This window comes from Micromonospora parva (assembly GCF_040649675.1).
Classification (GTDB): domain Bacteria; phylum Actinomycetota; class Actinomycetes; order Mycobacteriales; family Micromonosporaceae; genus Micromonospora; species Micromonospora parva.
Genome location: NZ_JBEZFX010000015.1, coordinates 50,878 through 75,860, shown reverse-complemented (window position 1 = coordinate 75,860; position 24,983 = coordinate 50,878). Strand labels below are relative to the sequence as shown.

Annotated in this window: 22 protein-coding genes and 1 pseudogene; 16 read left to right on the top strand and 7 right to left on the bottom strand. The window is 69.5% G+C overall.

Features of this window, described 5'->3' with window-relative positions; translation table 11 throughout:
* Window positions 1-13: 13 nt before the first annotated feature.
* Both AB0C03_RS29220 and AB0C03_RS29215 read right to left on the bottom strand, forming a co-directional pair.
* Window positions 14-4,048 (bottom strand): discoidin domain-containing protein, encoded by a 4,035-nt coding sequence (locus tag AB0C03_RS29220; RefSeq protein WP_030337096.1) that lies wholly within the window; start codon window positions 4,046-4,048, stop codon window positions 14-16.
* Window positions 4,049-4,732: 684 nt separating this feature from the next.
* Window positions 4,733-6,652 (bottom strand): Na+/H+ antiporter NhaA, encoded by a 1,920-nt coding sequence (locus AB0C03_RS29215; protein WP_435823386.1) that lies wholly within the window; start codon window positions 6,650-6,652, stop codon window positions 4,733-4,735.
* A 289-nt stretch (window positions 6,653-6,941) separates the two neighbouring features.
* Here AB0C03_RS29215 and AB0C03_RS29210 point away from each other — a divergent pair, with 289 nt between their 5' ends.
* Genes AB0C03_RS29210 through AB0C03_RS29190 form a run of 5 tightly spaced genes read left to right on the top strand, consistent with a single transcriptional unit; the run spans window position 6,942 to window position 9,839 of the window.
* Window positions 6,942-7,340: a YbaB/EbfC family DNA-binding protein gene (locus tag AB0C03_RS29210; RefSeq protein WP_357640291.1), complete on the top strand. Its 399-nt coding sequence runs from the start codon at window positions 6,942-6,944 to the stop codon at window positions 7,338-7,340.
* Window positions 7,327-7,695, top strand: coding sequence for a type VII secretion target (locus AB0C03_RS29205; RefSeq protein WP_357640288.1), 369 nt, complete (start codon window positions 7,327-7,329; stop codon window positions 7,693-7,695). The genes AB0C03_RS29210 and AB0C03_RS29205 overlap by 14 nt, the downstream gene beginning before the upstream one ends.
* The gene (locus AB0C03_RS29200) at window positions 7,692-8,885 is read left to right on the top strand and encodes a WXG100-like domain-containing protein (RefSeq protein ID WP_357640286.1); all 1,194 of its coding nucleotides are present in this window, start codon (window positions 7,692-7,694) and stop codon (window positions 8,883-8,885) included. Before AB0C03_RS29205 ends, AB0C03_RS29200 begins: the two co-directional genes overlap by 4 nt.
* Complete coding sequence (locus AB0C03_RS29195; protein WP_210864394.1) at window positions 8,885-9,229, top strand: hypothetical protein; 345 nt, start codon at window positions 8,885-8,887, stop codon at window positions 9,227-9,229. Before AB0C03_RS29200 ends, AB0C03_RS29195 begins: the two co-directional genes overlap by 1 nt.
* Before the next feature lie 55 nt (window positions 9,230-9,284).
* On the top strand, window positions 9,285-9,839 hold the full coding sequence (locus tag AB0C03_RS29190) for a Uma2 family endonuclease (protein ID WP_247680065.1): 555 nt from the start codon (window positions 9,285-9,287) through the stop codon (window positions 9,837-9,839).
* 43 nt (window positions 9,840-9,882) lie between these two features.
* Here AB0C03_RS29190 and AB0C03_RS29185 read toward each other — a convergent pair whose 3' ends face one another.
* The 3 genes from AB0C03_RS29185 to AB0C03_RS29175 form a co-directional block, all read right to left on the bottom strand.
* Complete coding sequence (locus tag AB0C03_RS29185) at window positions 9,883-10,608, bottom strand: CBS domain-containing protein (RefSeq protein ID WP_357640281.1); 726 nt, start codon at window positions 10,606-10,608, stop codon at window positions 9,883-9,885.
* A 182-nt stretch (window positions 10,609-10,790) separates the two neighbouring features.
* The gene (locus AB0C03_RS29180) at window positions 10,791-11,042 is read right to left on the bottom strand and encodes a hypothetical protein (RefSeq protein ID WP_357640279.1); all 252 of its coding nucleotides are present in this window, start codon (window positions 11,040-11,042) and stop codon (window positions 10,791-10,793) included.
* Window positions 11,039-11,341: a DivIVA domain-containing protein gene (locus tag AB0C03_RS29175; protein ID WP_357640276.1), complete on the bottom strand. Its 303-nt coding sequence runs from the start codon at window positions 11,339-11,341 to the stop codon at window positions 11,039-11,041. The genes AB0C03_RS29180 and AB0C03_RS29175 overlap by 4 nt, the downstream gene beginning before the upstream one ends.
* Before the next feature lie 225 nt (window positions 11,342-11,566).
* Between AB0C03_RS29175 and AB0C03_RS29170 the strand changes: the two genes are divergently transcribed.
* Entirely contained in the window at window positions 11,567-12,454 is an 888-nt protein-coding gene (locus tag AB0C03_RS29170; RefSeq protein ID WP_357640273.1) for a helix-turn-helix domain-containing protein, read from the top strand.
* Window positions 12,447-12,650: a DUF397 domain-containing protein gene (locus tag AB0C03_RS29165; protein ID WP_357640270.1), complete on the top strand. Its 204-nt coding sequence runs from the start codon at window positions 12,447-12,449 to the stop codon at window positions 12,648-12,650. Before AB0C03_RS29170 ends, AB0C03_RS29165 begins: the two co-directional genes overlap by 8 nt.
* A 47-nt stretch (window positions 12,651-12,697) precedes the next feature.
* On the opposite strand, the gene AB0C03_RS29160 is transcribed toward AB0C03_RS29165, so the two are convergent.
* Window positions 12,698-13,165, bottom strand: a complete 468-nt coding sequence (locus AB0C03_RS29160) for a hypothetical protein (protein ID WP_030337123.1) — start codon at window positions 13,163-13,165, stop codon at window positions 12,698-12,700.
* A 244-nt stretch (window positions 13,166-13,409) separates the two neighbouring features.
* Between AB0C03_RS29160 and AB0C03_RS29155 the strand changes: the two genes are divergently transcribed.
* The 9 genes and pseudogenes from AB0C03_RS29155 to AB0C03_RS32375 form a co-directional block, all read left to right on the top strand.
* The gene (locus tag AB0C03_RS29155; protein WP_030337125.1) at window positions 13,410-13,913 is read left to right on the top strand and encodes a hypothetical protein; all 504 of its coding nucleotides are present in this window, start codon (window positions 13,410-13,412) and stop codon (window positions 13,911-13,913) included.
* Between the two features lie 270 nt (window positions 13,914-14,183).
* Window positions 14,184-14,519, top strand: a complete 336-nt coding sequence (locus AB0C03_RS29150) for a nucleotide pyrophosphohydrolase (RefSeq protein ID WP_030337126.1) — start codon at window positions 14,184-14,186, stop codon at window positions 14,517-14,519.
* A 275-nt stretch (window positions 14,520-14,794) separates the two neighbouring features.
* Complete coding sequence (locus AB0C03_RS29145; protein WP_357640265.1) at window positions 14,795-16,567, top strand: DNA/RNA helicase domain-containing protein; 1,773 nt, start codon at window positions 14,795-14,797, stop codon at window positions 16,565-16,567.
* A gap of 222 nt (window positions 16,568-16,789) precedes the next feature.
* Window positions 16,790-17,266 carry a hypothetical protein gene (locus AB0C03_RS29140; RefSeq protein WP_030337128.1) on the top strand — a complete coding sequence of 159 codons (477 nt, stop codon included), beginning with the start codon at window positions 16,790-16,792 and terminating at the stop codon, window positions 17,264-17,266.
* 49 nt (window positions 17,267-17,315) lie between these two features.
* Entirely contained in the window at window positions 17,316-19,115 is a 1,800-nt protein-coding gene (locus AB0C03_RS29135; RefSeq protein ID WP_357640261.1) for a glycoside hydrolase family 15 protein, read from the top strand.
* A gap of 59 nt (window positions 19,116-19,174) precedes the next feature.
* Window positions 19,175-20,011, top strand: coding sequence for an aldo/keto reductase (locus AB0C03_RS29130; protein WP_357640258.1), 837 nt, complete (start codon window positions 19,175-19,177; stop codon window positions 20,009-20,011).
* 45 nt (window positions 20,012-20,056) lie between these two features.
* Entirely contained in the window at window positions 20,057-21,328 is a 1,272-nt protein-coding gene (locus tag AB0C03_RS29125) for a hypothetical protein (protein WP_357640255.1), read from the top strand.
* Window positions 21,329-21,503: 175 nt separating this feature from the next.
* The gene (locus AB0C03_RS29120) at window positions 21,504-22,538 is read left to right on the top strand and encodes an LLM class flavin-dependent oxidoreductase (protein ID WP_357640252.1); all 1,035 of its coding nucleotides are present in this window, start codon (window positions 21,504-21,506) and stop codon (window positions 22,536-22,538) included.
* Between the two features lie 41 nt (window positions 22,539-22,579).
* Window positions 22,580-22,657 (top strand): annotated as a pseudogene (locus AB0C03_RS32375) (DNA-binding response regulator); the annotation flags it as partial.
* A 147-nt stretch (window positions 22,658-22,804) separates the two neighbouring features.
* On the opposite strand, the gene AB0C03_RS29115 reads toward AB0C03_RS32375, so the two are convergent.
* Window positions 22,805-24,874 carry a phosphocholine-specific phospholipase C gene (locus tag AB0C03_RS29115; protein WP_210864407.1) on the bottom strand — a complete coding sequence of 690 codons (2,070 nt, stop codon included), beginning with the start codon at window positions 24,872-24,874 and terminating at the stop codon, window positions 22,805-22,807.
* Window positions 24,875-24,983: the final 109 nt, after the last annotated feature.

Sequence of the window (24,983 nt, the reverse complement as noted above, 5' to 3'; positions counted from 1 at the left end):
TCCCACCGTCCTCCTAGGAGTTGTACGCCTGCGCGGTCACCGTGACCTGACGGGCCACGCCCGGCCGCGCCGGCCAGGAGACCCGTACCTCCCGGGTCTCCCCCGGCAGCAGCCAGAAGTAGTTGTCGTCGTAGCGGGCCGGCAGAACCCGGTTGCCGTCCTTGTCGCGCACGGCGAGCCGGACCAGCGCGGCGACCGTACGGCCCTGGTTGCGGACGGTCGTGGTGACGGTGTTGCGCCCGTCCACGACGCGTACGGTGCTCGACGACGTCGACAGTCGGGTGCGCGGCACGTCGTTGAGCGCCCGCATCTGCTCGGCCTTGTCGTAGCGCCAGTAGGTGTTCTCCGCGAGCAGCCGGTCCCGGCTGTCGCGCAGCTCCAGTCGCACCAGGTGCAGCCCGCCGCCGTCCGGCGCGGCGAGGGGGAAGACCGTCCTCGTGGCCGAGCGGGCCACGTCCACCCGCTGACGCTGCGCCGGACCCAACGACCGGCCGCTCAGGTCGTAGCGTCGGGCGCTCACGGTGACCCCGCTCAGCGGCGCGGCGGTGTGGTTGACCACCCGCACCTGCCAGGTGCCCGGGTCGGCCTGGACGTGCACCGGCTCGCATCCCTTGCGGGCTCCGTAGTAGGCGCCGTTCACGTCGAGGTCGTAGTCGTAGGTCTGCCAGACCGTGCTGTGCCACGCCGGGTGCGACATCCACAGCAGCAGACCGGTGGCGTCCTGCCACAGGTTGGCGTTCCACGCCTCGAACATGGCGCGGTGGCTCTCGTAGTTGACGAACTGCGCCCGGGTGGCGAACTCGTCGAGCGAGCCGGACTCACCGAGGCGCGCGTCGATCGCCGCCTGGTACGTGCCGACGCGCTGGTTACCGACCGTCGACCAGTCGTGGTAGTTCCACACCTCACCGATCGGCCACTCCGGAGCGTCCCCGACGAGGTTGCGCATGCTCTCGGTCACCGACACCACCGGCATGCCGATCTCGGTGTGGAAGCCGAACGAGTCCGCCTCGTAGATCGTCTTGTCGGTGTAGGTCGTCGGGTCGACCCAGCCGTACGGTCCACGCCCGCTCACGATGCCGCTGGCCGAGTTGGGGATGTAGAGGATCTCCGGGTGCTCGGTGGCGACGGCCTGCTTGAGCCCGGCGTCGACGATCGGCGGCGGGTCCCCCTCGTTGGCGCCGCACCAGACGACGATGCTCGGGTGGTGGCGGAAGCGCCGGATGGTGTCGGCGGCGATGTCGACGTAGCCGGGCGGGTTGGGCAGGAACGCGCCGGCCTGCCAGAAGTCGTTCCACACCAGGATGCCCTGCTCGTCGCAGGCCTGGTACAGCTCCTCGCGGTTGCTGCTGCCGAGCCAGTTGCGGATCATCGTGAAGTTCATGTCGCGGTGCATCTCGACCGTGTCGGCCAGCCGGTCGGGCAGCACCCGGCGCAGCAGCTCGTCCCAGCCCCAGTTGCCGCCACGGGCGAACACCGGCACGCCGTTCACCGTGATCTTCAGTTCGGTGATCTTGTTGCTGACCGTCTTGACGTCGGTCCAGCGCTGCCCGTCGGCGGAGACCTGGATGACGAAGTCGCGGGCGTACGCCTGCTCCCAGACGATGGTGACCTGGTCGAACGCGACGGGAGCGCCGAGGTCGACCTGGATCCACTGGTTGTCCTCGAACTTCGACGACCACCGGGTCCGCGGGTTGCCGTCGACGGCCCGCTCCGGGCCGTTGGAGTCGCCGTCGGACGACGACGCGGTGGCGGTGCGGCGCAGCGCCAGGTCGACGTCCGGCTCGGCCTGGCGCTGCACCGAGAGCGCCCACATGGACACACCCCACGACGTCGCCCGCGCACCGGTCTGGATGCGCAGGTGCTGGGCGGTCTGGCTGGGGAACGTCTCGACCTGGGTGGCGCGGCTGCCCAGCGGGGTGTCGTTGCTGACGGCCTTCACGTCGGTCCACGCGTTCCCGTCGGCGGAGACCTGGACGCGGTAGTCCAGCGCGTACGCCTGCTCCCACACGATGGTGACCCGGTCGAAGTCGACCGCCGCGCCGAGGTCGACCTGGATCCACTGGTCGTCCTCGGCCCGGGAGGCCCACCGGGTCGCCGGATCGCCGTCGACGGCCCTTCCGGGACCGTTGCCGTCGTTCTCCGAGGACGACGCGATGGCGTCGCGGCGCAGGGCGAGATCCGGGCCGGTGCCGTCGGCGACCGACAGCGAGAACATCGAGATGCCCCAACCGGTGGCGCGCTGGCCGGCCTGGATGCGTACGTGCTGGGCGTGCTGACGGTCGAACGTGACCGTCTGGGTCGCGGCGCCGTCGACGAACTCCAGCGCCGGCTTGCCGGGGGGCGAGATGACGACCGGCTGGTGCCAGTCGTAGGCGAACTCGCGGATGCCGAAGCGCAGCGCGCGCCGGTCGCTGACCGAGCGGTTGACGGTGGCGGTGAGGGTGAGGTCGTACAGGTGCGGGTCGCCGTAGCCGTTGGGCCACCAGAGCCGGGGCTTGCGCAGCCGCAACGCGGGGAAGCGCTGCGGGCTGAAGGTGACTGTGGTGTTCGCGCCGGCGGGGACGGTCACCGTGGACTCGACGCGTACCTTGTCGAACTCGGCGCGGACGGTGACAGTGGTGGCGCTGGCCGCCGCGTTGCGGACCGGCACCCGGATGGTGACCTCGGCGGTGTCGGTGCCGGGCAGGTCGGGCAGCGTGGTCTGCACGTGCGGGTCGCCGATGACCACGGCGCCGGTGCTGCGCAGGCGGACGTGGTCCCAGAGGCCGGTGACCCGGTCGCGGACGGCGGGCATCCAGTCCCACCCGGACACCGCCAGGTAGGTCGGCGCGTCCAGGTAGTGGCGGGCCGACTGGAGGAAGGTACGGCCGTCGGGGCCCTTGTCGCCGGGGGTGCCCGGGTGCGGCATCGGGGTCACCCGGACGGCGAGGACGTGCTCGCCACGGTGACCGGCCAACGCGTCGGTGATGTCGAAGGCCGCCCGCGCGAACGGGTGCGTGACGGTGCCGACCTGGACGCCGTTGACCCAGGCGGTCGCCTCGTGGTTGATCCCGTCGAACTCCAGCCAGATCCGTCGGCCTGCCGAGGTGTCCAGCTCGCGTGGCAGTCGCAGCGCGCGCCGGTACCACCAGGCGTGCCGTGACAGCGCCTCCGGGATGCGCATGTTGTTGAAGCCGGCCACGGGGTCGGGCAGGTGACCCTGCTCGACCAGGGTGCCCAGCACGGTGCCGGGCACCGTCGCCGGCAGCCAGGACCGGACGTCGACACCGGCGCGGGAGAGTTCGGCGCCGTCGGCGGTGCCGGCGAAGTCGTCCATCGTCAACGACCAGCCCGACTCCAGCGGGACCGTACCGTCGGCGGCGACTCTCAGCTCGGGGGCCGGGCCGGTGTTGCCGCCCTCCCAGCTGGTCCAACCAGCGGCCTTCGGCCGGCCGGCCAGCGGTACGCCGTAGACCTGGAAGCCGTTGAGGCCCACCGGGTTGCTGTTCGAGCGCTTCGTGACGGTCATCCGGATCCACCGGGCGGTGACGGGCTCCGGCAGCTTGATGGTCTGTACGCCGCCCTGCCCCTCGCTGGTCTCGTACACCGACCGCCAGGAACGGCCGTCGGTGGAGACCTCGATCCGGTACGCCGTCGCGGCGCTGGACAGGATCTCGTCGCCGTCGGTGTCGGTGTAGTTGCCGTCGAACGGCGCGTCGGTGAGCGTGGCCTCGAAGACCAGGCAGACGGCCTCGACCCGGCACGGCGCCTCGAGGTCCACCGAGATCCACTGTGGATCGCCGTTGGCGGCCCGCCATCCGCTCCCCCGCACGCCCACCAGCGGCAGACCGTCCACGGCGAAGGTGGCGGGGGTCGGGGCGTAGTCGGTCGAGGAGACCGCCACCGGGCGGTACCGGGCGAGGTCGGTGGTGGTCGGGGTGGTGCTCGGCGTCGGCCCGGCGGCGGACGCGAGGGCGTCCGGCAGGACCGCTGTCACCCCGACCGAGGCGAGCAGCGTCGCACCGGCGGAGAGGAAGGTACGCCGCGAAATCGGCGATGGCTCGGACATCGTGCCTCCAGAAGTGACAACGTTGTCAGACGGCGGGGATCCGTGACAACGTTGTCAGATGGTGGCCTGATGTTTCCCGGGAGTCAAGAGCCGGCGTCCATCGTGATTCCGCCACCACGTTCCGCAGCTGTTCCACTCCGGACATCGACCGTGGCCGTCTTTCCTGCTGGCTCGGCCGCCCGCACACGGCGAGGGCTGTAAGCCCATCGGATCGCGAGGGCGTGGGGCTCCGGGGTGTCACGGGTTCGGCGGCTCGGCGGCTCGGCGGCTCGGCGGCTCGGCGGCTCGGCGGCTCGGCGTGGCAGGCTTAGCGGATTGCCTTTGGAGCTGATGTCACAAACGAATCAGCCGTCCACTCCGCCGGGCCGACGATGCCACAAACGATCACACCGCCCACCGCCAGGCCGGCGATCCCGCAAACGATCAGACCACCCACACCGACAAGCGGGCGATGCCGCAAACGATTCAGCTCCAAAGGCAGCGACCGCCACCTACGGATCCGCCCCGAAGATGCCCACCCCCGCGGCAACACCCGCTCGGCCGCCGATCACACCCGGAGGCCCGGCGACCCAGCCGCCGACCCAGCCGCCGATCCGGTGGTGCCGCGAGTACCGGCGCTGGGCTAGGTGCTCGCCCACCCGTACCCGTCAATCACCTGGCTGGAGGCGACCAGCGCCCGCGCGGTCACCTCGCCGGCCCGCCCTCGCGGCGATCGGGATCCCGGGGGCGGTACTCGGGGCGCAGCTTCGCGCTCGCGAACGCCGCCTTCACCGCCGCCGAGAGTGCGGCGATGTCGTACGCGCCGTGGTGTCGACGGCCGTTGATGAAGAAGGTCGGGGTGCCGGTGACGCCGCTGAGGTCGGCGGAGTCGACGTCCTCGGCGATCCGGTCCACGCCCATCCGCTTCACCATGTGCTCCCGGAACCCGTCCAGATCCAGGCCGAGCTGCTCGGCGTAGCCGAGCACGTCGGTGGGGCTGAGCGCGTCCTGGTGGGCGAGCAGCAGGTCGTGCATCTCCCAGAACGCGCCCTGTTCCCCCGCCGCCTCGGCGGCCTCGGCGGCGAGTTGGGCATGCGGGTGGACGTCGGTGAGCGGCAGGTGCCGCCAGACGTACCGGACGTTGGCGAAGTCCGCCAACAGCTCTCGGACCACCGGCTCGGCCTGCCCGCAGTAGGGGCACTCGAAGTCGCCGTACTCCACCACCGTCACCGGCGCTTCGAGCGACCCGCGCATGTGGTCGCGGTCCGGGTCGACCGGCAACATCAGGTCGACGATCCCCTCGGTGACGCCCAGCAGCGCGCGTGACCGCCGCGCCGGCGAGAGCCGGCCGACGGAGCGGAACACCAGCCAGGTGACGAGGGACGCGCCGAACGTGGCCACGAGGATGCCGAACTTCGCCTCGTCCAGGGCCGGGCCGTCCAGGGCATGGGTGGCGATCAGCAGCGCGACGGTGAACCCGATGCCGGAGACCGTGCCGACCCCGAGGACGGCGATCCACCCGACGGGCGGCCGGAACCGGTTACCGCTCAGCCGGGCCACCAGCCACGCGGTGAGCACGATCCCGGCCGGCTTGCCGACGACGTACGCCACCACGACGCCGAGCGTGACCGGGGAGGTCACGGCCCTGGCCAGCAGGTCGCCGTCGATCACGATCCCGACGTTGGCCAGCGCGAACAGTGGCACCACCAGGTAACTGGCCCACGGGTGGTAGAGCGTCTGCAGCCGCTCGTTCGGCGACAGCGCGGCGGTGAGCCCGGCTCGCGCCATGCGGGCCAGTTGCGGGGTGGGCTGTTCCCGGAAGAGGCGGAACTGGTCGCTGGCGTGTTGCAGGTCGCTGCGGCCGGGGGCGTACGCGTAGGTCAGCAACCCCATCACCAGGCCCACCGCCACCGGATCGACACCGGACATCGAGACCGCCAGCCAGGCCGCCACCCCCAACAGGCCGTAGATCGGCCCGAACTGCACACCCCACGCCCGGATGAGCAGGACGACGCCGAAGATCACCGTCGCGACGACCAGCGCCGTCACCGAGGGATGGTGCGGGTACGCGATGGCCAGCACCGCGATCGCCACCACGTCGTCGACGACGGCGACGGTCAGCAGGAAACCCCGCAACCGTTCCGAGAACCGCGGCCCGAAGACGGCCAGCGCCCCGAGCGCGAGCGCCGTGTCCGTGGCCATCACCGCGCCCCACCCCGCGGCGGTGGTCCGCCCGGCGTTGATCGCGAGATAGATCGCGACCGGCACGAGCATGCCACCGATCCCGACCAGCATGGGCAACGCCAGGCGACGCCGCTCCCGCAACTCGCCGATGTCGAACTCGCGGCGCAACTCCAGCCCCGCGACCAGGAAGAAGAACGTCATCAGGCCGCTGTTGATCCAGGTACGCAGGTCGTGCGACACGGTCCATCCGCCGAGCTGGATCGACAGGGAGGTACCCCAGACCGACTCGTACGACGACACATGCAGGTTCGCCCAGCCGAGAGCGGCCACCGCGGCGATGAGCACCACCCGCGCGCCGCCGGTCTCGGTGCGCAGGAACCGGCGCAGCGGAGCGTTGATCCGCCCCTGCCAGGCCGTTCGGCTGGTCCAGCCCCGGCGCATGTTGTCGCTCGTCACGGGGACAATCTTCGCCGACCCGACCGTCACACGGCCCCGATTGCCACTCCTCCCCGCCGAAGACGACCGCGCGCGCTCATCCCTCCCCCACTGCGCCGATCTTGCGCTTTCGGTGGTCGGGTTGCGGGCTTCCGTGTCATTTGTCGCGACAGAAAGTGCAAGATCGCGCGGGGAGGGCGGCGACCTTGGCGGGCATGCACGCAGCGGCACCGGTTGGTAACGTGTCGTGGGGTCGCCGGTTGCCGTCGGCGGCGCTCCCCTGGGGAGGGTCGACATGTGGGCGGACGACGCCGCGCTCGACGCGGCGGCGCGCCGGCTCGACGAGTGGGAATCATCGCTCGCCGAACGGGCGGAACGCGCCAGGGCGCTGTCGACGACGATGCGGGACCTGACCGGCACCGCCCGCAACGCCGACCGGACGGTCGAGGTCACCGTCGACTCGACCGGCATCCTGATCGACCTCAGGCTCGACGAGCGCATCCGGCAACAATCAGCTACCCACACCGCCCGGCAGATCCTGGAAACCACCGCCGCCGCCCGCGCCGACCTGCTCCGACAGGTCACCACCGCAGCAGGGGAAACGCTCGGCGACGACGCGAGCACCCAGGCCATCATCGACTCGTACCGCAGCCGGCTTCTCCCCGACCAGAGGTCGAACGATGCCCGCCGGTGACGGCATCCAGGTCGACCCGGACGACCTGACCGCCCACGCCGCGCGCCTCGACCGCTGCGCCGGCAGTCTCGATACCGCCCACCAGGCAGGCCAGCACGTCCGGTTGGGCGCTGACGCCTACGGGCAGCTCTGCGCGATGATGCCGGTGCTGCTCGGCGGCCTCCAGCAGGCAGTGGTCGACGGCATCGGCGCCGCCGCCACGTCGGTCCGCGACACCGCCGGCAGGCTGCGGGTCGGCGCGGACCGCTACCGCAGCTCCGACGCCCATGCCCAACACCTGTTCGACAGCGTGCGGCAGCACCGGCCCGATGAGGTGCGGCAGCACCCGCTCGACGGGGTGCGGCAGCACCGGTGACGTCGAACCCGCTCGTCGCCACCGCTGCGGACACCCCGCCCAGCGCCTGGGCGGGCGTGTGGATCTGCGAGGACATCGACCTCATCGCGCAGGGCATCCGCAACGGCAGCTGGATCGACGGCAGCCTCGGCGTCGTGAGCGCCGGGCTGGACGCCCTCGCCCTCGTCTCCGACCCGGTCGGTGCGCTGCTCCAGTACGGGATCGCCTGGCTCATCGAACACGTCAAGCCGCTCAGCGAGGCGCTGGACTGGCTCGCCGGCGACCCCGCGCAGATCACCGCACACGCCCAGACCTGGCGTACCGTCGCCGGGTCACTGCGCGACGACGCCGCCGAACTGGCCCGCGCGGTGCGCAACGACGTCGCCGGCTGGGGCGGCAGCGCCGGCCCCGCCTACCGGGCCTGGGCCGCCGAACAACACCAGGCCATCACCGGCCTCGCCCAGGGCGCCGACACCCTGGCCGCGATCACCGAAGGCGCCGCCGGCCTGGTCGCCGCCGTCCGGCTCCTCGTCCGCGACGCCATCGCCACCTGCGTGTCCCGCATCATCGTGTACGCGGGCGAACTCCTCATCACCGGCGGACTGGCCGCGCCCCTGGTCGTGGAGCAGGTGACGACCTTGGTCGCGTCGTGGGGTGCGCGGATCGCGCGGCTGCTGCGCGGGTTGCTGGCCAGCCTGCGGCGGCTGATCCCGGAGGTACGCCGACTCGCCGACCTCATCGAGAAGCTCAAGCAGGTGTTGGGGCGGCTACGGAGAGGTGAATCGCCATCGGGCCGGAACACGCCGGAACCTGAGCCACCTCGCGAGACAACATCCCATTCCCTGACGGAGCAGCAACGAGTCCACGACCTTGGCATGGATCCGGCCACAGGAAGGTTCCGTCCGGGTGAGGCGGAGACGGCGCTTCGTCTGGAGCAGGAACTGGGCGTGCGGCTGCATCGCGCTCCTGCGGATTCCTCAGCCGACTGGGTTGACGATGCCGGCCGGACCTACGATGCGGTGGGCAACTTTCCGGGGCAGTACTTTGACCGTCAGTGGCCGCAATTGCAGTATCAGATCGAGCGACACTTAGATAAAGCAGACCTGGTGCCGGTAGACGTCTCGCGGTTCGCTCCGGAACAGGTCGCCCGGATCGAGCAGTTCATTGGGGACCGACGCCTCGGTCCACGAGTATTCGTTGTGGGGAAGTAATGGCTGGCCTCATCGTCCTGAAACCAGGCGTCGACTGGACCGCAACCGGAGGGTTGTTCGACTGGACGCTGGAGTTCCTGATTTCCCGCCTCTCGGACAGGCAGACCGCCAACCACCTGCAGGAGATCGTCGACAACAACCTTGGGTCGGTGTGGATCGACGACTTGCCCGCCGCAGCGCAGGAGGAGATCGTCAGTCACTGGCGCGACGGCCTGGTGGCGGCTGGCGAGCGACAACTTCCGGAAACTGAACACAAGGTCGATGTCATCCGCCACCTTCAGGAACTGGTCGACGCCACCTATTCGGCTGGGTTCCCCGGATCAAGCAACCCTGGTGGTCGCTGACGCCGTGCGGTCCCATCGTCGCAGGAGTTGGACTGCGAACCGGTACTATGCGCCCATGAGCTCAGAGGCGGTTGGCAGGTACATGCCCCCGGTCGTGACGCTCGATGACCTGACGGCGATGATGGCCGCAGACGAGAACCACCGGTACGAAATCAGCCCCGAGGGAGTCGTCTCGATCATGCCGCCGCCGGGCTACACCCACGCGATCATCGCGACCCGGCTCATGGTGTGGCTCGCCCAGGGCGGTGTTCCAGCGGAACACATCGCTCAAGCAGTCGGCTTACGCATCCCGGGCCGTGACGGTGGTGTCGGTGGGCGCATTCCGGACCTGGTTGTATGGAGCAAGGCTCAGGTAGATGGCGTGTGGCTGCCGGTGGCCGACGTGCTCCTCGTGGTCGAGATCGTTTCGCCCGGCTCCGAGGGCGTCGACACGGTGACCAAGCGCAGCGAATACGCTGCCGCCGGCATCCCCCAGTACTGGGTAGTGGATCAGGATTCGGCGCAGACCGTGACCATGCACCGCCTGGACGGCGACCAGTACGTCACCCAGGCGACCATGCCGCTCGCGTGGGTTCTCAACACCGGCCTGGATGAGCACGGCCTAGGCTGACGCGGCCAGTGCCGGGCCCATCCGCCATCCCGGCCTGGGCAGCTCAGTTGAAGGCGAGCGCCTGAGTCAAGATCGGTAGGTCGAACGGAACCACCAGGCGCAACGGCTTGTCGGTCCGCCTCCCGTTCTGAGTGATGATGAGCGCCATACTCTGTTGCCCGGCAAGACAACTCTGGCTGAGCAGGTCGATCGCCTCCACCACGGTGATCGCCCTGGGGACCAGAACCGCACCCTCCCCTGGTTCGGCGAAACGAAGCACCTGCCGAACCGGTTCCTCCTCGGCCATCCCCGTGTTCCTGGTCATCTGATCGGCGAGCCAGCGCGCGATGGCGTTGGTGGTCAGCACGCCGACGTAGCCGTCGTCGTAAACCGGCAACTGTGAGTACCCGAATGCGCGGACGTGCTCCAGCGCGATGCTGATGGGGTCGTCCGGGCGCACCGCGCAGACCTTGCCGGATTTGAGGACCGTCAGCGCCAACGGCGGTTCGATGATCTGCTGTCGAAGATGCTCGATTTCCTGCACGACGGTTTCAACCGGGTCGGCGATCGGCCGGCCGCCGTAGTAGGTGCCGTGGCTGATCGCGTTGCGCAGCGAGGCGAACGCGACCAGGGCGTTCCGCTGCTGCTGCGACAGCGTCCGCCGTTGCCCATAGTCCCGGATCAGTTGGGCGAAGCCGACCGCCACATCGGCCCGCAGGGTGGAGCGGAAGTGGTTTTCGATGTCATTGAAGGCGGCGAGAAATCGCGCGCCTGCCGTCGTGATCGTCACCGGCGGAGCCTGACACACCCCGAATCATCACCGTGATGCCGAGCGAACGCTGTTCACCAGCTCACACGACGACGGCAGTCATTGTGACCGAGCCGGACATTTTGGAAGCTGACCGGCGCATACCGTGTCATGGCCCTGCTCATTCAGCCGTGTCATGGCGGTCCGTCGCCGGCAGCGCTCCGTCAGCGGCGTAGGCGGCGGGAGCAGTCGCCGTCGTGGCCGTCGCGCAGGAGGCAACGCCTACCGCCGGGCAGTCGCAGGTCGCAGAAGACCCGGTGACGGAGGAACTGCTGGTCCTCCGCGGAAACGGTGGTCTCCCCCGGCTCTGCCATGGGCAGCACCAGCATCCATCGGCCGATGACCCGGGCCAGGCGTTGCGCGGCAGGCAGATCGTTGGCAACGACGGGCAGATGGATGACGTACCGCTGGCTCATCTGGTCTGGTCCCGCTCGTTGCGGGCGCGGGCCTGATCGGTCTGCCAGCGACGCAGACCGGCCTTGATCCGGGCGGTCTCGCGGCGACTCTCGGCGAGCGCGGCGTAGACGGCGGCCATGTCGCCGGCGACCCGGTCGAGGAAGGCGTACACGTCGTCGGGGTTCAGGCCGCGACGTCCGAGCCCGACCGGCGGGAAGCGGCGCTCACGCACCTGCCACGGCAGCAGACCGGTGTACGCGGCCGAGCGGTAGGTCGCGCCGCCGCGCGGCGGCTCTGGTCGCTGATTGCTGGCGTTCATGTCTGCCTGCCTTCCCGCCGCGCAGGGATCTTCGGAGATGCACGGCGGCCGTTCGGGGGGACCGGCCGGCCGCCGTGCTGTGATCAGCCTGCGACAGTCCGCAGTGGAAACGCAACGTTCTAAACCGCAATTTCGCTGCTGTGCATTGACTTTCTTTGCTGAAACCCGTAGGAGTTGCAGGAGCAGGTCACGCAGTGTTGCGAGACGGAACCAGGGAGTGTGCGGATGCCCGAAGACATCGGATCGACAGTGCCGCGCCGGCAACTCGGCCGGCTGCTGCGACAGTTCCGCAACGAGGCCGGGGTGACCCTCGACGCCGCCGCCGAGGCCCTCGAATACAGCCGGCAGAAGATCTGGCGCCTCGAATGCGGCCAGGGTTCCGTCCGGGTGCTCGACGTCAAGGCGATGTGCGAGCTGTACGGGGTGTCGCCGGAGATGACCGAGGCGATGCGCGGGCTGGCCGTGGAGACGAAGTCGAAGGGCTGGTGGCACGCGTACGGCGATGCGGTGCCGAACTGGTTCGAGCTGTACGTCGGCCTGGAATCCGCCGCTTCGCGGCTCAGAGGCTTCGACGAGTCTCTGATCCCCGGCATCCTGCAGACCAAGGGCTACGCCGACGCGCTGATCCGGCGCGGCAGGATCCTCAGCGACGAGGAGAGGGAGCGCGCCGTCCAAGTAAGGCTTCAGCGGCAGGCGCTACTCGTCCGGCGGCTTCCTCCGGCGCCACGGCTGGAGTCGGTGTTGTCAGAGGCAGTGCTTCGACGCACGGTCGGCGGTCCCAACGTCATGACCGCGCAATTCGACCGCCTACTCAGGGTGTCAGAGCTACCGAATGTGTCCGTCCGAGTGCTACCACTGGCTGCGGGGCCACACCCCGGCGCGGTCGCCGGTACCGTCATGATCCTCGACTTCCCACCCACCAAGGGCGGCAGAGCAGCCCCGGAACCATCGGTCGTCTACAGCGAGTCGCTGACCGGGGCGCTCTACCTCGACAAACCCGACGAGCTAGCCGCGTACGAACGCGTCTGGGGAGGGCTGGATGCGATGGCCCTCGGCGAGGCAGAATCGAAAGACATGATCAAGAGGATCTCCGGGGAGTTGCGGCATGACTGACCTGACCGGCGCCGTCTGGCGCAAGAGCACCCGTAGCGGCGACAACGGCGGCGCGTGCGTCGAGGTCGCCATCAACCTCCCCAACGCTGTCGCCGTGCGCGACTCGAAGGATTCCGCGGGACCGCTACTCACCTTCACCGCCCAGGCCTGGACGGACTTCATCGCGGCGGCCAAACATGAGGGCCGCGCCAGCTGAAGGTCGGGCGTCGCCGACGGTGTGCGGGCGCCGCCTTAACCAGTCGGTCACCAGTCACCTGCCCACTTCGACGGCGGTGTGACGGCGAGGTGCGGCTCCGCACTGATCGGTTCGAGGGCGTGCACCACCCGCAGGTGCCCGTCGGCCGCCGCGTCCTCGTCGATGATGACGCGGCCACTGCTGCCGTCGGTGCTGACCAGCAGCCACCGGCTGGGGTAGATGCTGCCGTCGTCGACCAGCGCCCGCACCCCGAAGGCGCGGGCCAAGGTAATCGCCGACTCTCGTTCACCCTGACCGGTGGCATCGGCTGGGTCGGTGTCACCGGTCAGGATCCAGCCGAACTCCTCGTCGTGCGGTGGAGGGCTGAGCATGGCGACCGGCCGAGGGTCATCGACTGCTCGATCCTCGACGCGTCCCACGTAGACGGCGTCCGGCGAGATGCCGTAGCTCTCGTCCAGAAATCGGCAGAGCGCCCCTGCGGGCAACTCCTGCTCGACGTGGATCTGATAACGCACCCTCACCCCCCGGGTAGCTCCCCCAACGCCGGCTGCCATCGCACGTCTGTTGCACGTGTGGGAATTGCGCATCCGTGATGGACAGCAATCACGTGTCACTCCGTCGAAGCCGCCAGCATTTTGTCCGACCACCGACAGAGTTAAATGCGAGCCGGATAGCTGACAGGGCACTTCTTCGACCACCACGCTAATCTGCCTTCGGCGGTTTCGCTGAAACAGGCGACCATTCCTAAAGGAGAATGTCATGTTCATCGTGGCGACGCAGGATCCGAAGACACGCGGTCAGTCTGAGGCTCCCGAATCGGGCGCGGACGCGTGGGGTGCCCTCCTACCCATCGACGCCGGGCTCACGCAGGCCGAGGCGGACCGGCAACTGGCCACCTACCTGGCCGGGGTGCAGGCGGGCGAGCCGCTGTGCATCCGCGCGCACGGCAACGACGAGGAAATCGGCGACGCCGAAGCCGGTGCCAAGGACTGGGGCTGGACGTACAAGAAGCTGGCCCGAATGCTGGCCACCCACCTGACCGCCACCCCGAGCGTCGTCCTGATCCGGTCGTGCGCCGAGGAGGTGACCAACTTCCCCACCCAGATGGCGGTCCGCCTGGAGTCGAACTGGCCGGGCGCGAACCACCTCGACGGGGTCGTCATCTACGGCTACAACACGTCCGTCAGCATCAGCACGCCAATCCCCTCGCCGCAGCAGCTGAAAAAGAACGTCCAGATCCAGCCGGTCATCATTTCGTTGTGACCCCCGACGGCACCTAGCAATTGGTTCCGTACATAATTCCTTCAGCAACTCGGGCTCTCGCATCGACCTGTCACATTCGCACGGAATAGACAGTCCGAGATTCTTGAGGAATCCGACGGCGGGCCCGCCGCTGACCATCTCACCTCTGAATTGGTCACCGGAGTTGCCGACGACCGCGTCCACTCGCAGTCGGTCCGCCGGCATCGCCAGTAGCGGAGGGACAGCAATGGGGCTGCCGCCGCTGGCTCGCAGGCCTGCCATGCTCAGGCCATGGACGACCTGACGAGCCGCGTACGGCAATTCGCGGAAGAACGGGACTGGCAACAGTTCCACACGCCCAAGAACTTGGCCATGGCACTCGCTGGTGAAGTTGGTGAGCTGATTGCCGAGTTCCAGTGGCTCACGCCCGAGCAGTCTGCGGCGGTCATGTCTGACCCGGACGCCGGCAAACGGGTGAGAGCCGAGATCGGCGACGTCATGATCTACCTGACCCGGCTCGCCGATGTACTCGACGTCGATCTAGTGGAGGCGGCTCTGACCAAGCTTCAGGATTCGGCTCGTCGCTACCCCGTTGACCTGGCTCGCGGTTCAGCCTCGAAGCGGTAGCCGCAGGCAGCGTCGGCATGGCGCCGAGTTGATCTATTCGTTACAGTCCACCACGTAGGAGCGCGTCACGACGGGCTTCCGGCGAGTGTCGGATACGCCCCCCATGCGCACGATCACTTCGTGCTGCCCGGGGGCAAGAGTTGTCAGCGTTTCGTACGTCCGCCGATGGTCTGCTGCGCCTGGTCGCTAACGGAACTCTCGCGGACCGGATCGCGGAGCAGATCGGCCGAAACGTGAGTCCGGCGGAACGCCGTGCCTGGTCGCGCAGCCTTGAGGTGCTAGGCCAGGATCTCGCCGATGCCGGCCTGAGCCAGGTCGAGATACTCGTCGAGTACCAGTTGCCGCTGACCAGCAAGCGGGTCGACGTGGTTCTCGCCGGTGTGGACCCGAGGACCGCCGACGACTCCTACGTTGTCGTGGAGTTGAAGCAGTGGTCCTACGCCGAGTCCTACGAGGGCTCCGGCGACCTCGTGGCGGTGGAACACGCACGTGGCCCACGGCTCCACCCTGGCGTCCAAGTCGAGCTGTACTGCCAGTACCTGACGGACTTTCTCGGCGTCCTCACCACGGAGCGGAACCGGATCCGTGGGGTGGCATACCTGCACAACGCGGTCGACCGAGACATCAGTGACCTGTTCGATCGCGGATCAACCGAGCAGAGCCGCATCTTCACCAAGCAGCGGCGCGGCCAGTTCATCGACTACCTGCGCACCCATCTCGCCCCGACATCAGGTACCGGGGCCGCAGACCGGTTCCTCACCAGTTCCGTTCGCCCCAGTCGTCATCTGCTCAGGTACGCCGCACAGGAACTGCAGAGCCGGTCGCACTTCACGCTGCTGGATCAGCAGCGTGTGGCTTACGAGTTGGTGCTGCACGCCGTGGAGCGCGCCCGATCGGCGGATCGGAAATCGGTCGTTGTCGTATCGGGCGGACCGGGGAGCGGCAAGAGCGTGATCGCGTTGTCGGTGCTCGGTGAGTTGGCACGCCAGAACCGGTCCGTCATGCACGCGACCGGCTCGCGGTCGTTCACCCAGACGTTGCGCCGGTACGCAGGCAAAGGCTCGACCCGGATCAAGAACCTGTTCAGCTACTTCAACAGCTTCATGTCCGCCGAGCGCAACGGTCTGGACGTCTTGATCTGCGACGAGGCGCACCGCATCCGGGAAACCTCCGTCAACCGGTTCACGCCGAAAGTCAAGCGGGAGAAGGCTCGGTCGCAGATCGACGAGCTTATCGCCGCTGCTCGGGTGCCGGTCTTCCTGCTCGATGAGCACCAGGTAGTCAAGCCGGGTGAGTTGGGCAACGTGGAGGTCATCTCGTCGTACGCGAAGCAGCTCAACCTTGACGTCGAGGTGGTGTCTCTACACACTCAGTTCCGCTGCGGCGGCAGCGAGGCGTACGAGCAGTGGGTCGTTGATCTGCTCGGGCTCGACGGCGGCGAGCCGTCGGTCTGGACCGGCGACGGGAGGGTCGACCTGCGCCTCGCCGAGTCGCCGCAGGAGTTGGAGACCTTCCTCGCCGGGAGGCAGGCAGCCGGTCTCACGGCGCGCATGTCCGCCGGCTACTGCTGGCCGTGGAGCGACCCGCGAGCGGACGACAGCCTGGTGCCGGACGTACAGATCGGCGACTGGTCGAGGCCCTGGAACGTCAAGAGCGACCGCAGCGTCGGCGAGGCGCCAGGTAGCGCGTTCTGGGCCACTGACCCGGACGGCTTTGGCCAGGTGGGCTGCGTCTACACCGCGCAGGGTTTCGAGTACACCTGGTCGGGCGTCATCATCGGACCGGATCTGGTGGCGCGGGATGGCCGGCTGGTGACTCGACGCGAGGAGTCGAAGGACCCGGCGTTTCGCAGTCGCAAATTGGTCAGCGACACCGAAGCCGACTTGCTGATTCGCAACACCTACAAGGTTCTGCTGACCCGCGGGATGCGGGGCACGATCGTCTACTCCACGGACCCGGAGACGCGGGAATACCTCGCGTCGATGGTCAAGGTGATCCGACCGGTCGAGACTGTCTACGAAACGGCCATCGGAGACGACCTCGGGTGACGACCGGTGGGCTCGGCGGCACGACAGGTGCGAAGGGGCACTCGCCACACGGGGTCAACTGGTCAAGGGATGTCTGGGCGAGGAGGTCAGCCCGACCGGTCCAGTGACCTATGGTGAGAAATCGGGCGCCGGGTGGGCGGCCCAGGGCCGTGGGGTTTCACGTTGTTCAGCCGGAGGGTGGACCGATGACCGACAACGCCCGCGGCGTCGACAACCGCTGAGATGGACTGGGCCGGATGGGCGTTGTTCGGGTTGGTCGCCACCGCGGCGCTCACCGCGGCGATGATCACTGCTCAACTGGCCGGTCTCACCCGGCTCGACCTTCCCCTGGTGCTCGGGGCCTTCGTCACCGGGGACCCGGACCGGGCGCGGGTCGTCGGGTTCTTCCTGCATCTCTGCATTGGTCAGGGTTTCGCGCTCGGTTACGCGGCCGCGTTCGCGCTGTTGCACCGTTCCACGTGGTGGCTCGGGGCGGTGTTGGGGGTCGTGCACGTCGGGATCGCGCTGACGGTGATTCTGCCGCTGCTTCCTGGTGTCCACCCGCGGATGGCGTCGCAACGGGCGGGGCCGGCCAGCACTGCGGTGTTGGAGCCGCCCGGGTTGTTCGCCGTCAACTACGGCATCCAGACCCCGCTGGTCACGGTTGTCGTCCACGTCGTCTACGGGGCCTTCCTCGGGTTGCTCCTGCAGGCCAGGTGACCCGCGTGACCCACCGCTCGTCCAGGCGGCCCGGCACGGAGCGATCTGCATGACCGACGGGCCACCGATCAGCGACTACGGGCTGATCGGCGACACGCGCACCGCCGCCCTGGTGGCCAGTGACGGCGCGATGGACTGGCTGTGTGTACCACGTTTCGACGGCGATCCGCTGTTCGGTCGGCTGGTCGGGGGCCCGGAAGCTGGCACGTTCCGGGTCGGCCCGGCCGGGCCGACCACCGTCGTCGAGCGACGGTACCGGCAGCACACCGCCACAGTGGAGACCACCTGGGCAGTGGGCGGCGGTCGGCTGCGCCTCACCGAGGCGATGGTGGCCGAGGTCAGCGGTCGGCTGCTGCCGACGACACTGATCGTGCGACGGTTGTCGGCCGAGCAGGCGGCGGTCGACGCGGTGGTGGAGTTCGATCCCCGCCTCGGCGTACGGCACCGCCGGCCGCGTATCCACCACCGGCGCCAGGGCCTCGTGTGTGAGTGGGGGGCGCTCGCGGTCGCGCTGGACAGCACGCCCCCGTTCAGAATTGAACCGGGTCGGCCCGCCTCGGTCACGGTCCGGCCGGGCCGTCCGGTCACCCTCGTCCTGGCCGTGGCCCACCGCGAACCGCTGATCCACGTCGAGCCGGAGGCCGCCTGGGACCTGCTCGTCGAGGACGAGGCCCGGTGGCGGGCCTGGACCGCGGAGATCGACGAGCGGCTGCCGTTCCGGGAACACGTCGCCCGAAGCCTGCTCACCATGCGGCTGCTGACCTATTCGCCGTCGGGAGCGCCGGTGGCCGCACCGACCACGTCGTTGCCCGAGGATCCCGGCGGCGGACGCAACTGGGACTACCGCTATGTCTGGCCCCGGGACGCCAGCATCGGCGTCAGCGCCTTCCTCAGTGTGGGTAAGGCCGACGAGGCCCGCGGTTTCCTCGCGTGGCTGCTGCACGCCAGCCGGTTGCAACGGCCACGCCTGCCGGCGCTGCTCACCGTGCACGGCCGGCATGTGCCAGCGGAACGAGAACTGCCTGGTTGGCCCGGCTATCTAAACAGCCGTCCGGTGCGGATGGGCAACGGTGCGGCCGGTCAACACCAGCTCGACGGCTACGGCTGGGTGATCGACGCCGCCTGGGCGTTCGCTGCGGCCGGGCATCGCCTGGACGCAGAGACGTGGCGGGCGGTGCGCGGCTTCGCCGACGTGGTCGCCGCCTGTTGGCAGGAACCCGATGCCGGCATCTGGGAGGTACGGGAGCCCGGCCAGCACGTCCATTCCAAGCTCATGGGCTGGCTCGCGCTGGACCGCGCCCTGGCCATCGCCGACACGCACCACCTGCGGGAGCGTCAGCGTCGGCGCTGGCAGCACGCCCGTGATGCGATCGCCGCCGAGGTCCGGACGCGCGGCTTCGACGCGAGAGCGGACAGCTACGTCCGGGGGTACGGCTCCGCCGATCTCGACGCGGCGGTGCTCGTCCTGCCGTTGCTGGACATGGACCGGGCCGAGTCACCCCGGGTGCGGGGCACCGTCGACGCCGTGCGGGACAGGTTGTCCGCCGGCGGCCCTCTGCTCTACCGCTACCCGCCCGGACGTGACGGCCTACCCGGCACCGAGGGCGCGTTCCTGCCGTGCTCGTTCTGGCTCGTTCAGGGCCTTGCCCGCACCGGGCGTCGCCGCGAGGCCGTCGACATGTTCCGGGCCATGGTCGACCACGCCAGCCCGCTCGGCCTCTACGCCGAGGAGGTGGACCCGGCGACGGGTGCCCACCTCGGCAACTACCCGCAGACGCTGACCCACGCCGCGCTCGTCCAGGCGGCACTCGCCATCCGGGACGCCCCCGCTGGTGACGGGTCCGCCTGAGGGGCCGTCCGGGCGCAGGACACGCCTGTGGGACGGCTCGCGCGGGTAGGGTTCCGATCATGACGATTCCGCATCTGACGGCCGCCGACGGCACCACGTTGCCGGCGATCGGGCTCGGCACCTACCAACTGAACGGCTCGGCGGGTGTCGACGCGATCGGTCAGGCGATCCGGGCGGGTTACCGGTTGCTCGACTCGGCATTCAACTACGAGAACGAGGGCGCTGTCGGTCGGGCCGTGCGGTCGGCGGGCGACGTACGGGACGAGCTGATCGTCACCTCGAAGCTGCCGGGGCGGCACCACAGCTACGACGAGGCGCTGACCACCGTCGAGGAGAGTGTGTTCCGCACCGGCCTCGACCGGATCGACCTGTACCTGATCCACTGGCCGAACCCGAAGGTCGACAGGTACGTGCAGGCGTGGCAAGCGCTGATCGAGGCCCGCGAACGCGGGCTGGTACGGCACATCGGTCTGTCCAACTTCCTGCCCGAGCACATCGAGCGGCTGGTGGGCGAGACCGGTGTCGCCCCGGTGGTCAACCAGATCGAGGTGCACCCGTACTTCCCGCAGCAGGAGGCGCTCGACTACCACCGGGAGCACGGCATCCTGGTGCAGGGGTGGAGCCCGCTCGGCCACGGCAACGACCTGCGACAGCATCCGGTGATCGGGGAGATCGCTGCGGCGCACGGCGTCAGCCCGGCGCAGGCCATCCTCGCCTGGCACGTGGCCCGTCAGGTGATCCCGCTGCCCAAGGCCGCCTCCCCGCAGCGGCAGGCCGAGAACCTGGACGTCTTCGGGATCACGCTCACCGACGCGGAGGTCGCGGCCATCACCGCGCTGGGCCGCCCGGACGGGCGACTCGCGGACCAGGACCCGGCGGTGTACGAGGAGTTCTGACCGGCCCGCCGCACCGGACGGTCAGGAGTCGGGAGAGCATGGGGCGTGCTCGACGGACTCGACGACATCGACTGGGCGCGGCTCGGCCACGCGTACGGGGCGGCCGACGACGTGCCCGACCAGCTGCGCGCCCTCGCTTCGCCCGACCCGGCCGTCCGAGACGAGGCGCTGGGCGAGCTGTACACCAACGTCTTCCACCAGGGCGGCCGGTTCGAGGCGAGCGCGTACGCGGTGCCGTTCCTGCTGGAACTGCTCGCCGATGCGGCCACCCCGGATCCGGCGGCGGTGCTCGGGCTGCTGGGCGCCCTGGCGGTCGGCTTCGACGAGGGTGTCCTCCCCGACGGTTTCCCGGTTGCCGAACACCGCCGGGCCGCCGAGGGTGGGCGTGAGCTGCTCGCCGCGAAGCCGCCACCGTGGACCGGCCCGGACGAGTCGGCGAAGGAGTACGTCGAGTACACCTACGTCGAGTCGCTCACCGCTGCGGAGCAGAGTCGGCTGTGGGCGTACATCGAACTGTCGGTCTACGACGCGGTGCGCGCCGGGGTGGCGCTGTTGCGCACCCTGCTGCACCACAACGACCCGGGCGTGCGGACGGGCGCGGCGTACACAGTGGCCTGGTTTCCGGAGGAGGCCACCGGCAGCGTGCCCGCGCTGGCTGCCGCGATCGACGCCGCCGGGAAGCCTGGCGCCGAGGTGGCGTCCGGCGAGGTGGCGACGATGCTGGTGGCGTCGGGGCTGCTCGGCGCGGCGCCGGACGTCCGCTGGTTGGCCGATCCGCGCCCGGTTGTGCGGTGGGGCGCCGCGATCGGGCGGGCCCGTGTCCTCGGCGCGGCGGCCGACCCGGCGACCGTCGAGGAGCTGCTGAGCTGGGCGGCGGCCCCGCCCGACGGCATCGCCGCCCCCGACCACGCGGCCGATCCGAGCCGGGACGAGGTGCCGACACCCCTGCCCGAGGGGTGGGTGCCGTTCCTCGACGGCGACCTCGGCGGCTACGCGGGCCTGGCCCTGCGGCAGCTCGGCCCGCGGCACAGCGACCGGGCCTTCGACGCGTTGCTCGACCGGCTGCCCGTCGTCAGCGGTGACCGGTCGTTGACGGTGCTGGGTGCCGCGCTGCGCCTCGCCTTCCCGGACGGTCCCGCGCCGATGGCGGCACCGGTCGCGGCGTTGACGCCCCGGCAGCGGCGGCTCGCCGAGGTGCTGGGCCGCTCGACGCAGCCGTGGCTGATCGACGGGCAGGAGTTCGGCAACGTCAGCATGCTGGTCGAGGAGTACGGCCTGCCGGGAAGCCGCCCGGGGATGCTCGCGTACCTGCGGTAGCCGCCGACCAGCGGCGGACGGTCCGGCGCTGACCGGTGACGGTGTGTGCCGGGTTCGGCCGACGTGCTGTTCACCACGCCCAGGTCGGGGAATTCGGGTCCGCGGGATCGGGGTTGAAGTGCCGGAAGCAGCGGAGAACGGATGCGGCGGGCGCATCGTGACGAGGAGGATGGACGTGGCCACCGAGGTGGAGTTCGGGCTGGACAGCTTCGGGGATGTCACAGTCGACGCGAAGGGCAGACCGTTGCCGTACGCGCAGGTGATCCGCAACGTCGTCGAGCAGGCGGTCCTCGCGGACCGGCTCGGCGTGGACGCCATCGGCCTCGGTGAGCACCACCGCGACGACTTCGCGATCTCCGCCCCGGAGATCGTGCTCGCCGCTATCGCCGGTCGGACCGAGCGGATCCGGCTCGGCACCGCGGTGACCGTCCTCAGCTCGGACGATCCGGTGCGGGTCTTCGAGCGCTTCGCCACCCTCGACGCGGTCTCCCAGGGCCGTGCCGAGATCACCCTGGGCCGGGGCTCGTTCACCGAGTCGTTCCCGCTGTTCGGGTACGACCTGGGTGACTACGAGAAGTTGTTCGAGGAGAAGCTGGAGCTGATGACCCGGCTGCTCGCCGAAGGTCCGGTGACCTGGGAGGGCAGCGTACGGGCGCCGCTGAAGCAGCAGGAGGTCTACCCGAAGACGGAGTCCGGGCGGATTCGCACCTGGGTCGGCGTCGGCGGCAGCCCGCAGTCGGTGGTCCGGGCCGCCCGGCTCGGTTTCCCGCTGGCCCTGGCGGTGATCGGTGGTGACCCGGCCCGGTTCGCGCCCTACGTGGAGCTGTACCACCGTGCCCTCGACCAGTTCGGCCGCGAGCGCCTTCCGGTCATCGCACACGTGCCCGGCTTCGTCGCCGCTACCGACAAGGAGGCGGCCGATCGGCTCTGGCCGCACGCCCGCAACATGTTGAACCGGATCGGCCGGGAGCGCGGTTGGCCGCCGGCCACCCGGGCCCGGTTCGAAGCCGACATCGCCGAGGGGTCCTGGCACGTCGGTTCGCCGGAGACGGTGGCCCGCAAGATCGCGGAGACGGTGCGGGTGCTCGGTCTGCAGCGCATCGACCTCAAGTACGCCACCGGCACCCTGGCCCACGAACACCTGATGAGCAGCATCGAGCTGTACGCCACGACGGTGATCCCGCGGGTGCGGGAGCTGCTGGCCGACTGAGCCCGCGACCCCCGCCTTGCCGGGCGCTCAGGCCGCCGCTTGCCGGCGCGGAGGACTATCTGGTCAAGCCTGCCGAAGTCGCCGAACTGCTGGCCAGAATCCGGGCGCTGCTCCGCCGTCACCAGGACGCGGCACGCCGACTCCCCCTGGGCCTGCGAAGCTGGTTGGACGTGGGCAACCGCCGGGCGCGGCGGCGACGACTGAACCCACGCCGGTGCCGGGCGGCCACGTGGCGGCCGCCCGGCACGGCATCGGCGTGCGTGAGATCAGACGAGCCCGCCGAGGGACGGGTCGCTGATGCTGTCCTTGCCGTTCTCGACGTGGCCCGCGTACCGGTACTCGAAGGCGGCGTCACCCGCGACGCTGACGGTCAGGTCGTACCAGCCGTGGGTACGGGAGAGCGGCCACTGCGCCCGCTCCGTCTCGCCGGGCCGCAGCGACAGCTTGACCGGACGGGAGTTGTAGAGGTCCCGGACGGTTACCTCGACCCGCTTCGACCCACGGTTGGTGAGCGTGAGGGCGACCTTGAAGTCCCGCTCGTCGTACGAGGGGGTGACGTCGAGGTTCGACCGGCCGCCCGTGAACCGGCGGAAGAACCCGTTCGGCCCGTGCACCGACAGGTCGTACCCGGACTCGACCTTCCACGTGTCCGACAGGTGCTTGCCCGGCTCGACGGTGAAGCTGCGCGGGGCGTCCGCGCTGCCTGCCTGGCGGACCTGGAAGACCGCGGCGACCCCGCCCGAGTTGCGGAAGTCGATCCGGAACGCGCCGTCGGCGAGGTGCCCGTCGGCGTGCAGGGTGTACGGGATCGGGCGCGCCGGTCGTACCCCGTGCTCCTGCTTCGGCAGCCGCTGGTCCGCCGGCGGGACCGGCACCTCGTCGGGGTGCCGGATGAGGTCCTCGGGCTTGAAGTCGTCGGTGTCGGGCAGCCGGACCTCGCGTGAGCGGTTCGGGTGTCGGAAATCGAAGGCCGTGGTCAGGTCGCCGACGACGGCACGCCGCCACGGGGTGATGTTCTGCTCGATCAGGTCCGGCCGGCCGTGTCCGAACCGCGCCTCCAGGAACTTGATCAGCGAGGTGTGGTCGAAGACCTGGGAGTTCACGTAGCCGCCGCGGGTCCACGGCGACACGATGATCATCGGTACGCGAAGGCCGAGCCCGTAGGGTCCGGCCGGGTGGTTGGCGTCGCCGGGGAAGATCTCGTTGGTGGTGGGCACCGTGGACTGCCCGTGCTCCCGCGACTGCGGTGGGGTCGGCGGGACCACGTGGTCGAAGAAGCCGCCCTCCTCGTCGTACGTGATGAAGAGCGCCATCTTGCTCCACACCTCGGGGTTCGCCGCGAGGATGTCGATGACCTGCGAGATGTACCAGGAGCCGTACGCCGGCTCCCAGTTCGGGTGCTCGGTGTACGCCTCGGGAGCGGTGATCCAGGAAACCTGGGGCAGGCGTCCCGCCTCGACGTCGGCGCGGAAGTCGGCCAGCAGCGCCTCCGGGTCGCGGCCCTGCGTCCTGATCTCGGTGCCGGTCTTGGCCTTGTCTGCCAGCGGCGTTCCGGGCTGCGCGTTCTGGTACTGGTGGAAGTAGAGCAGCGAGTTGTCGCCGTAGTTGCCGATGTACGGGTCGTTCGTCCAGCCCCAGGAGCCGCCGGCGTTCAGGCCGGTGCCGACGTCCTGGTAGATCTTCCAGGAGATGCCGTTGCGCTCCAGCCGCTCCGGGTAGGTGGACCAGTCGTAGCCGGCCTCCGCGTTGGTGATGACCGGACCGCCACCCTTGCCATCGTTGCCGACCCAGCCGCTGAACATGTGGTAGCGGTTCGGGTCGGTCGGCCCCATCAGCGAACAGTGGTAACTGTCGCAGACAGTGAAGGCGTCGGCGAGCGCGTAGTGGTACGGCAGGTCCTGGCGGGTGTGGTAGGTCATCGCCGTGACGCCCTTGTTCGGCACCCACCTGTCGAACCGGCCGTCGTTCCAGGCGGCGTGCCCGTCGTTCCAGCCGTGCGGCGGGTCCGGCAGGAAGGTCTGGCCGAGGTCCTTCACCTCGGGCCGGAAGGGCAGCAGCTCGTCGGCCCCATTGGGCTGGTGCCACACGTCCTTGCCGGACGGCAGTGTCGCCGGATGGGGGTCACCGAATCCGCGTACACCGCGCATGGTGCCGAAGTAGTGGTCGAAGGAACGGTTCTCCTGCATCAGGATGATGACGTGCTCGACGTCCTTGATCGTGCCCGTCCGGTTGTTCGCCGGGATGGCGAGCGCCTTGCTGAGGTCCAGCGGGAGCGCCGCGCCGATCGCGGGGACTCCCATCGCCTTGAGGAACGTGCGCCGATCCACCGTGCCCATAACTCCGCCTTTTGTGCGATCTGGTCGAGAAACTGGCGACCGGACGCTACCGACGACGGGTTGACGGCGGATGACCGTAGTTCGTTGGTTTTGCGACCACTCGTCGACC

Bases quoted from the DNA above. Each gene is read 5' to 3' on its own strand.
- AB0C03_RS29220 (WP_030337096.1), bottom strand. From the start codon at position 4,048: ATGTCCGAGCCATCGCCGATTTCGCGGCGTACCTTCCTCTCCGCCGGT.
- AB0C03_RS29215 (WP_435823386.1), bottom strand. From the start codon at position 6,652: ATGCGCCGGGGCTGGACCAGCCGAACGGCCTGGCAGGGGCGGATCAAC.
- AB0C03_RS29210 (WP_357640291.1), top strand. From the start codon at position 6,942: ATGTGGGCGGACGACGCCGCGCTCGACGCGGCGGCGCGCCGGCTCGAC.
- AB0C03_RS29205 (WP_357640288.1), top strand. From the start codon at position 7,327: ATGCCCGCCGGTGACGGCATCCAGGTCGACCCGGACGACCTGACCGCC.
- AB0C03_RS29195 (WP_210864394.1), top strand. From the start codon at position 8,885: ATGGCTGGCCTCATCGTCCTGAAACCAGGCGTCGACTGGACCGCAACC.
- AB0C03_RS29190 (WP_247680065.1), top strand. From the start codon at position 9,285: ATGAGCTCAGAGGCGGTTGGCAGGTACATGCCCCCGGTCGTGACGCTC.
- AB0C03_RS29180 (WP_357640279.1), bottom strand. From the start codon at position 11,042: ATGAGCCAGCGGTACGTCATCCATCTGCCCGTCGTTGCCAACGATCTG.
- AB0C03_RS29175 (WP_357640276.1), bottom strand. From the start codon at position 11,341: ATGAACGCCAGCAATCAGCGACCAGAGCCGCCGCGCGGCGGCGCGACC.
- AB0C03_RS29170 (WP_357640273.1), top strand. From the start codon at position 11,567: ATGCCCGAAGACATCGGATCGACAGTGCCGCGCCGGCAACTCGGCCGG.
- AB0C03_RS29165 (WP_357640270.1), top strand. From the start codon at position 12,447: ATGACTGACCTGACCGGCGCCGTCTGGCGCAAGAGCACCCGTAGCGGC.
- AB0C03_RS29155 (WP_030337125.1), top strand. From the start codon at position 13,410: ATGTTCATCGTGGCGACGCAGGATCCGAAGACACGCGGTCAGTCTGAG.
- AB0C03_RS29150 (WP_030337126.1), top strand. From the start codon at position 14,184: ATGGACGACCTGACGAGCCGCGTACGGCAATTCGCGGAAGAACGGGAC.
- AB0C03_RS29140 (WP_030337128.1), top strand. From the start codon at position 16,790: ATGGACTGGGCCGGATGGGCGTTGTTCGGGTTGGTCGCCACCGCGGCG.
- AB0C03_RS29135 (WP_357640261.1), top strand. From the start codon at position 17,316: ATGACCGACGGGCCACCGATCAGCGACTACGGGCTGATCGGCGACACG.
- AB0C03_RS29130 (WP_357640258.1), top strand. From the start codon at position 19,175: ATGACGATTCCGCATCTGACGGCCGCCGACGGCACCACGTTGCCGGCG.
- AB0C03_RS29115 (WP_210864407.1), bottom strand. From the start codon at position 24,874: ATGGGCACGGTGGATCGGCGCACGTTCCTCAAGGCGATGGGAGTCCCC.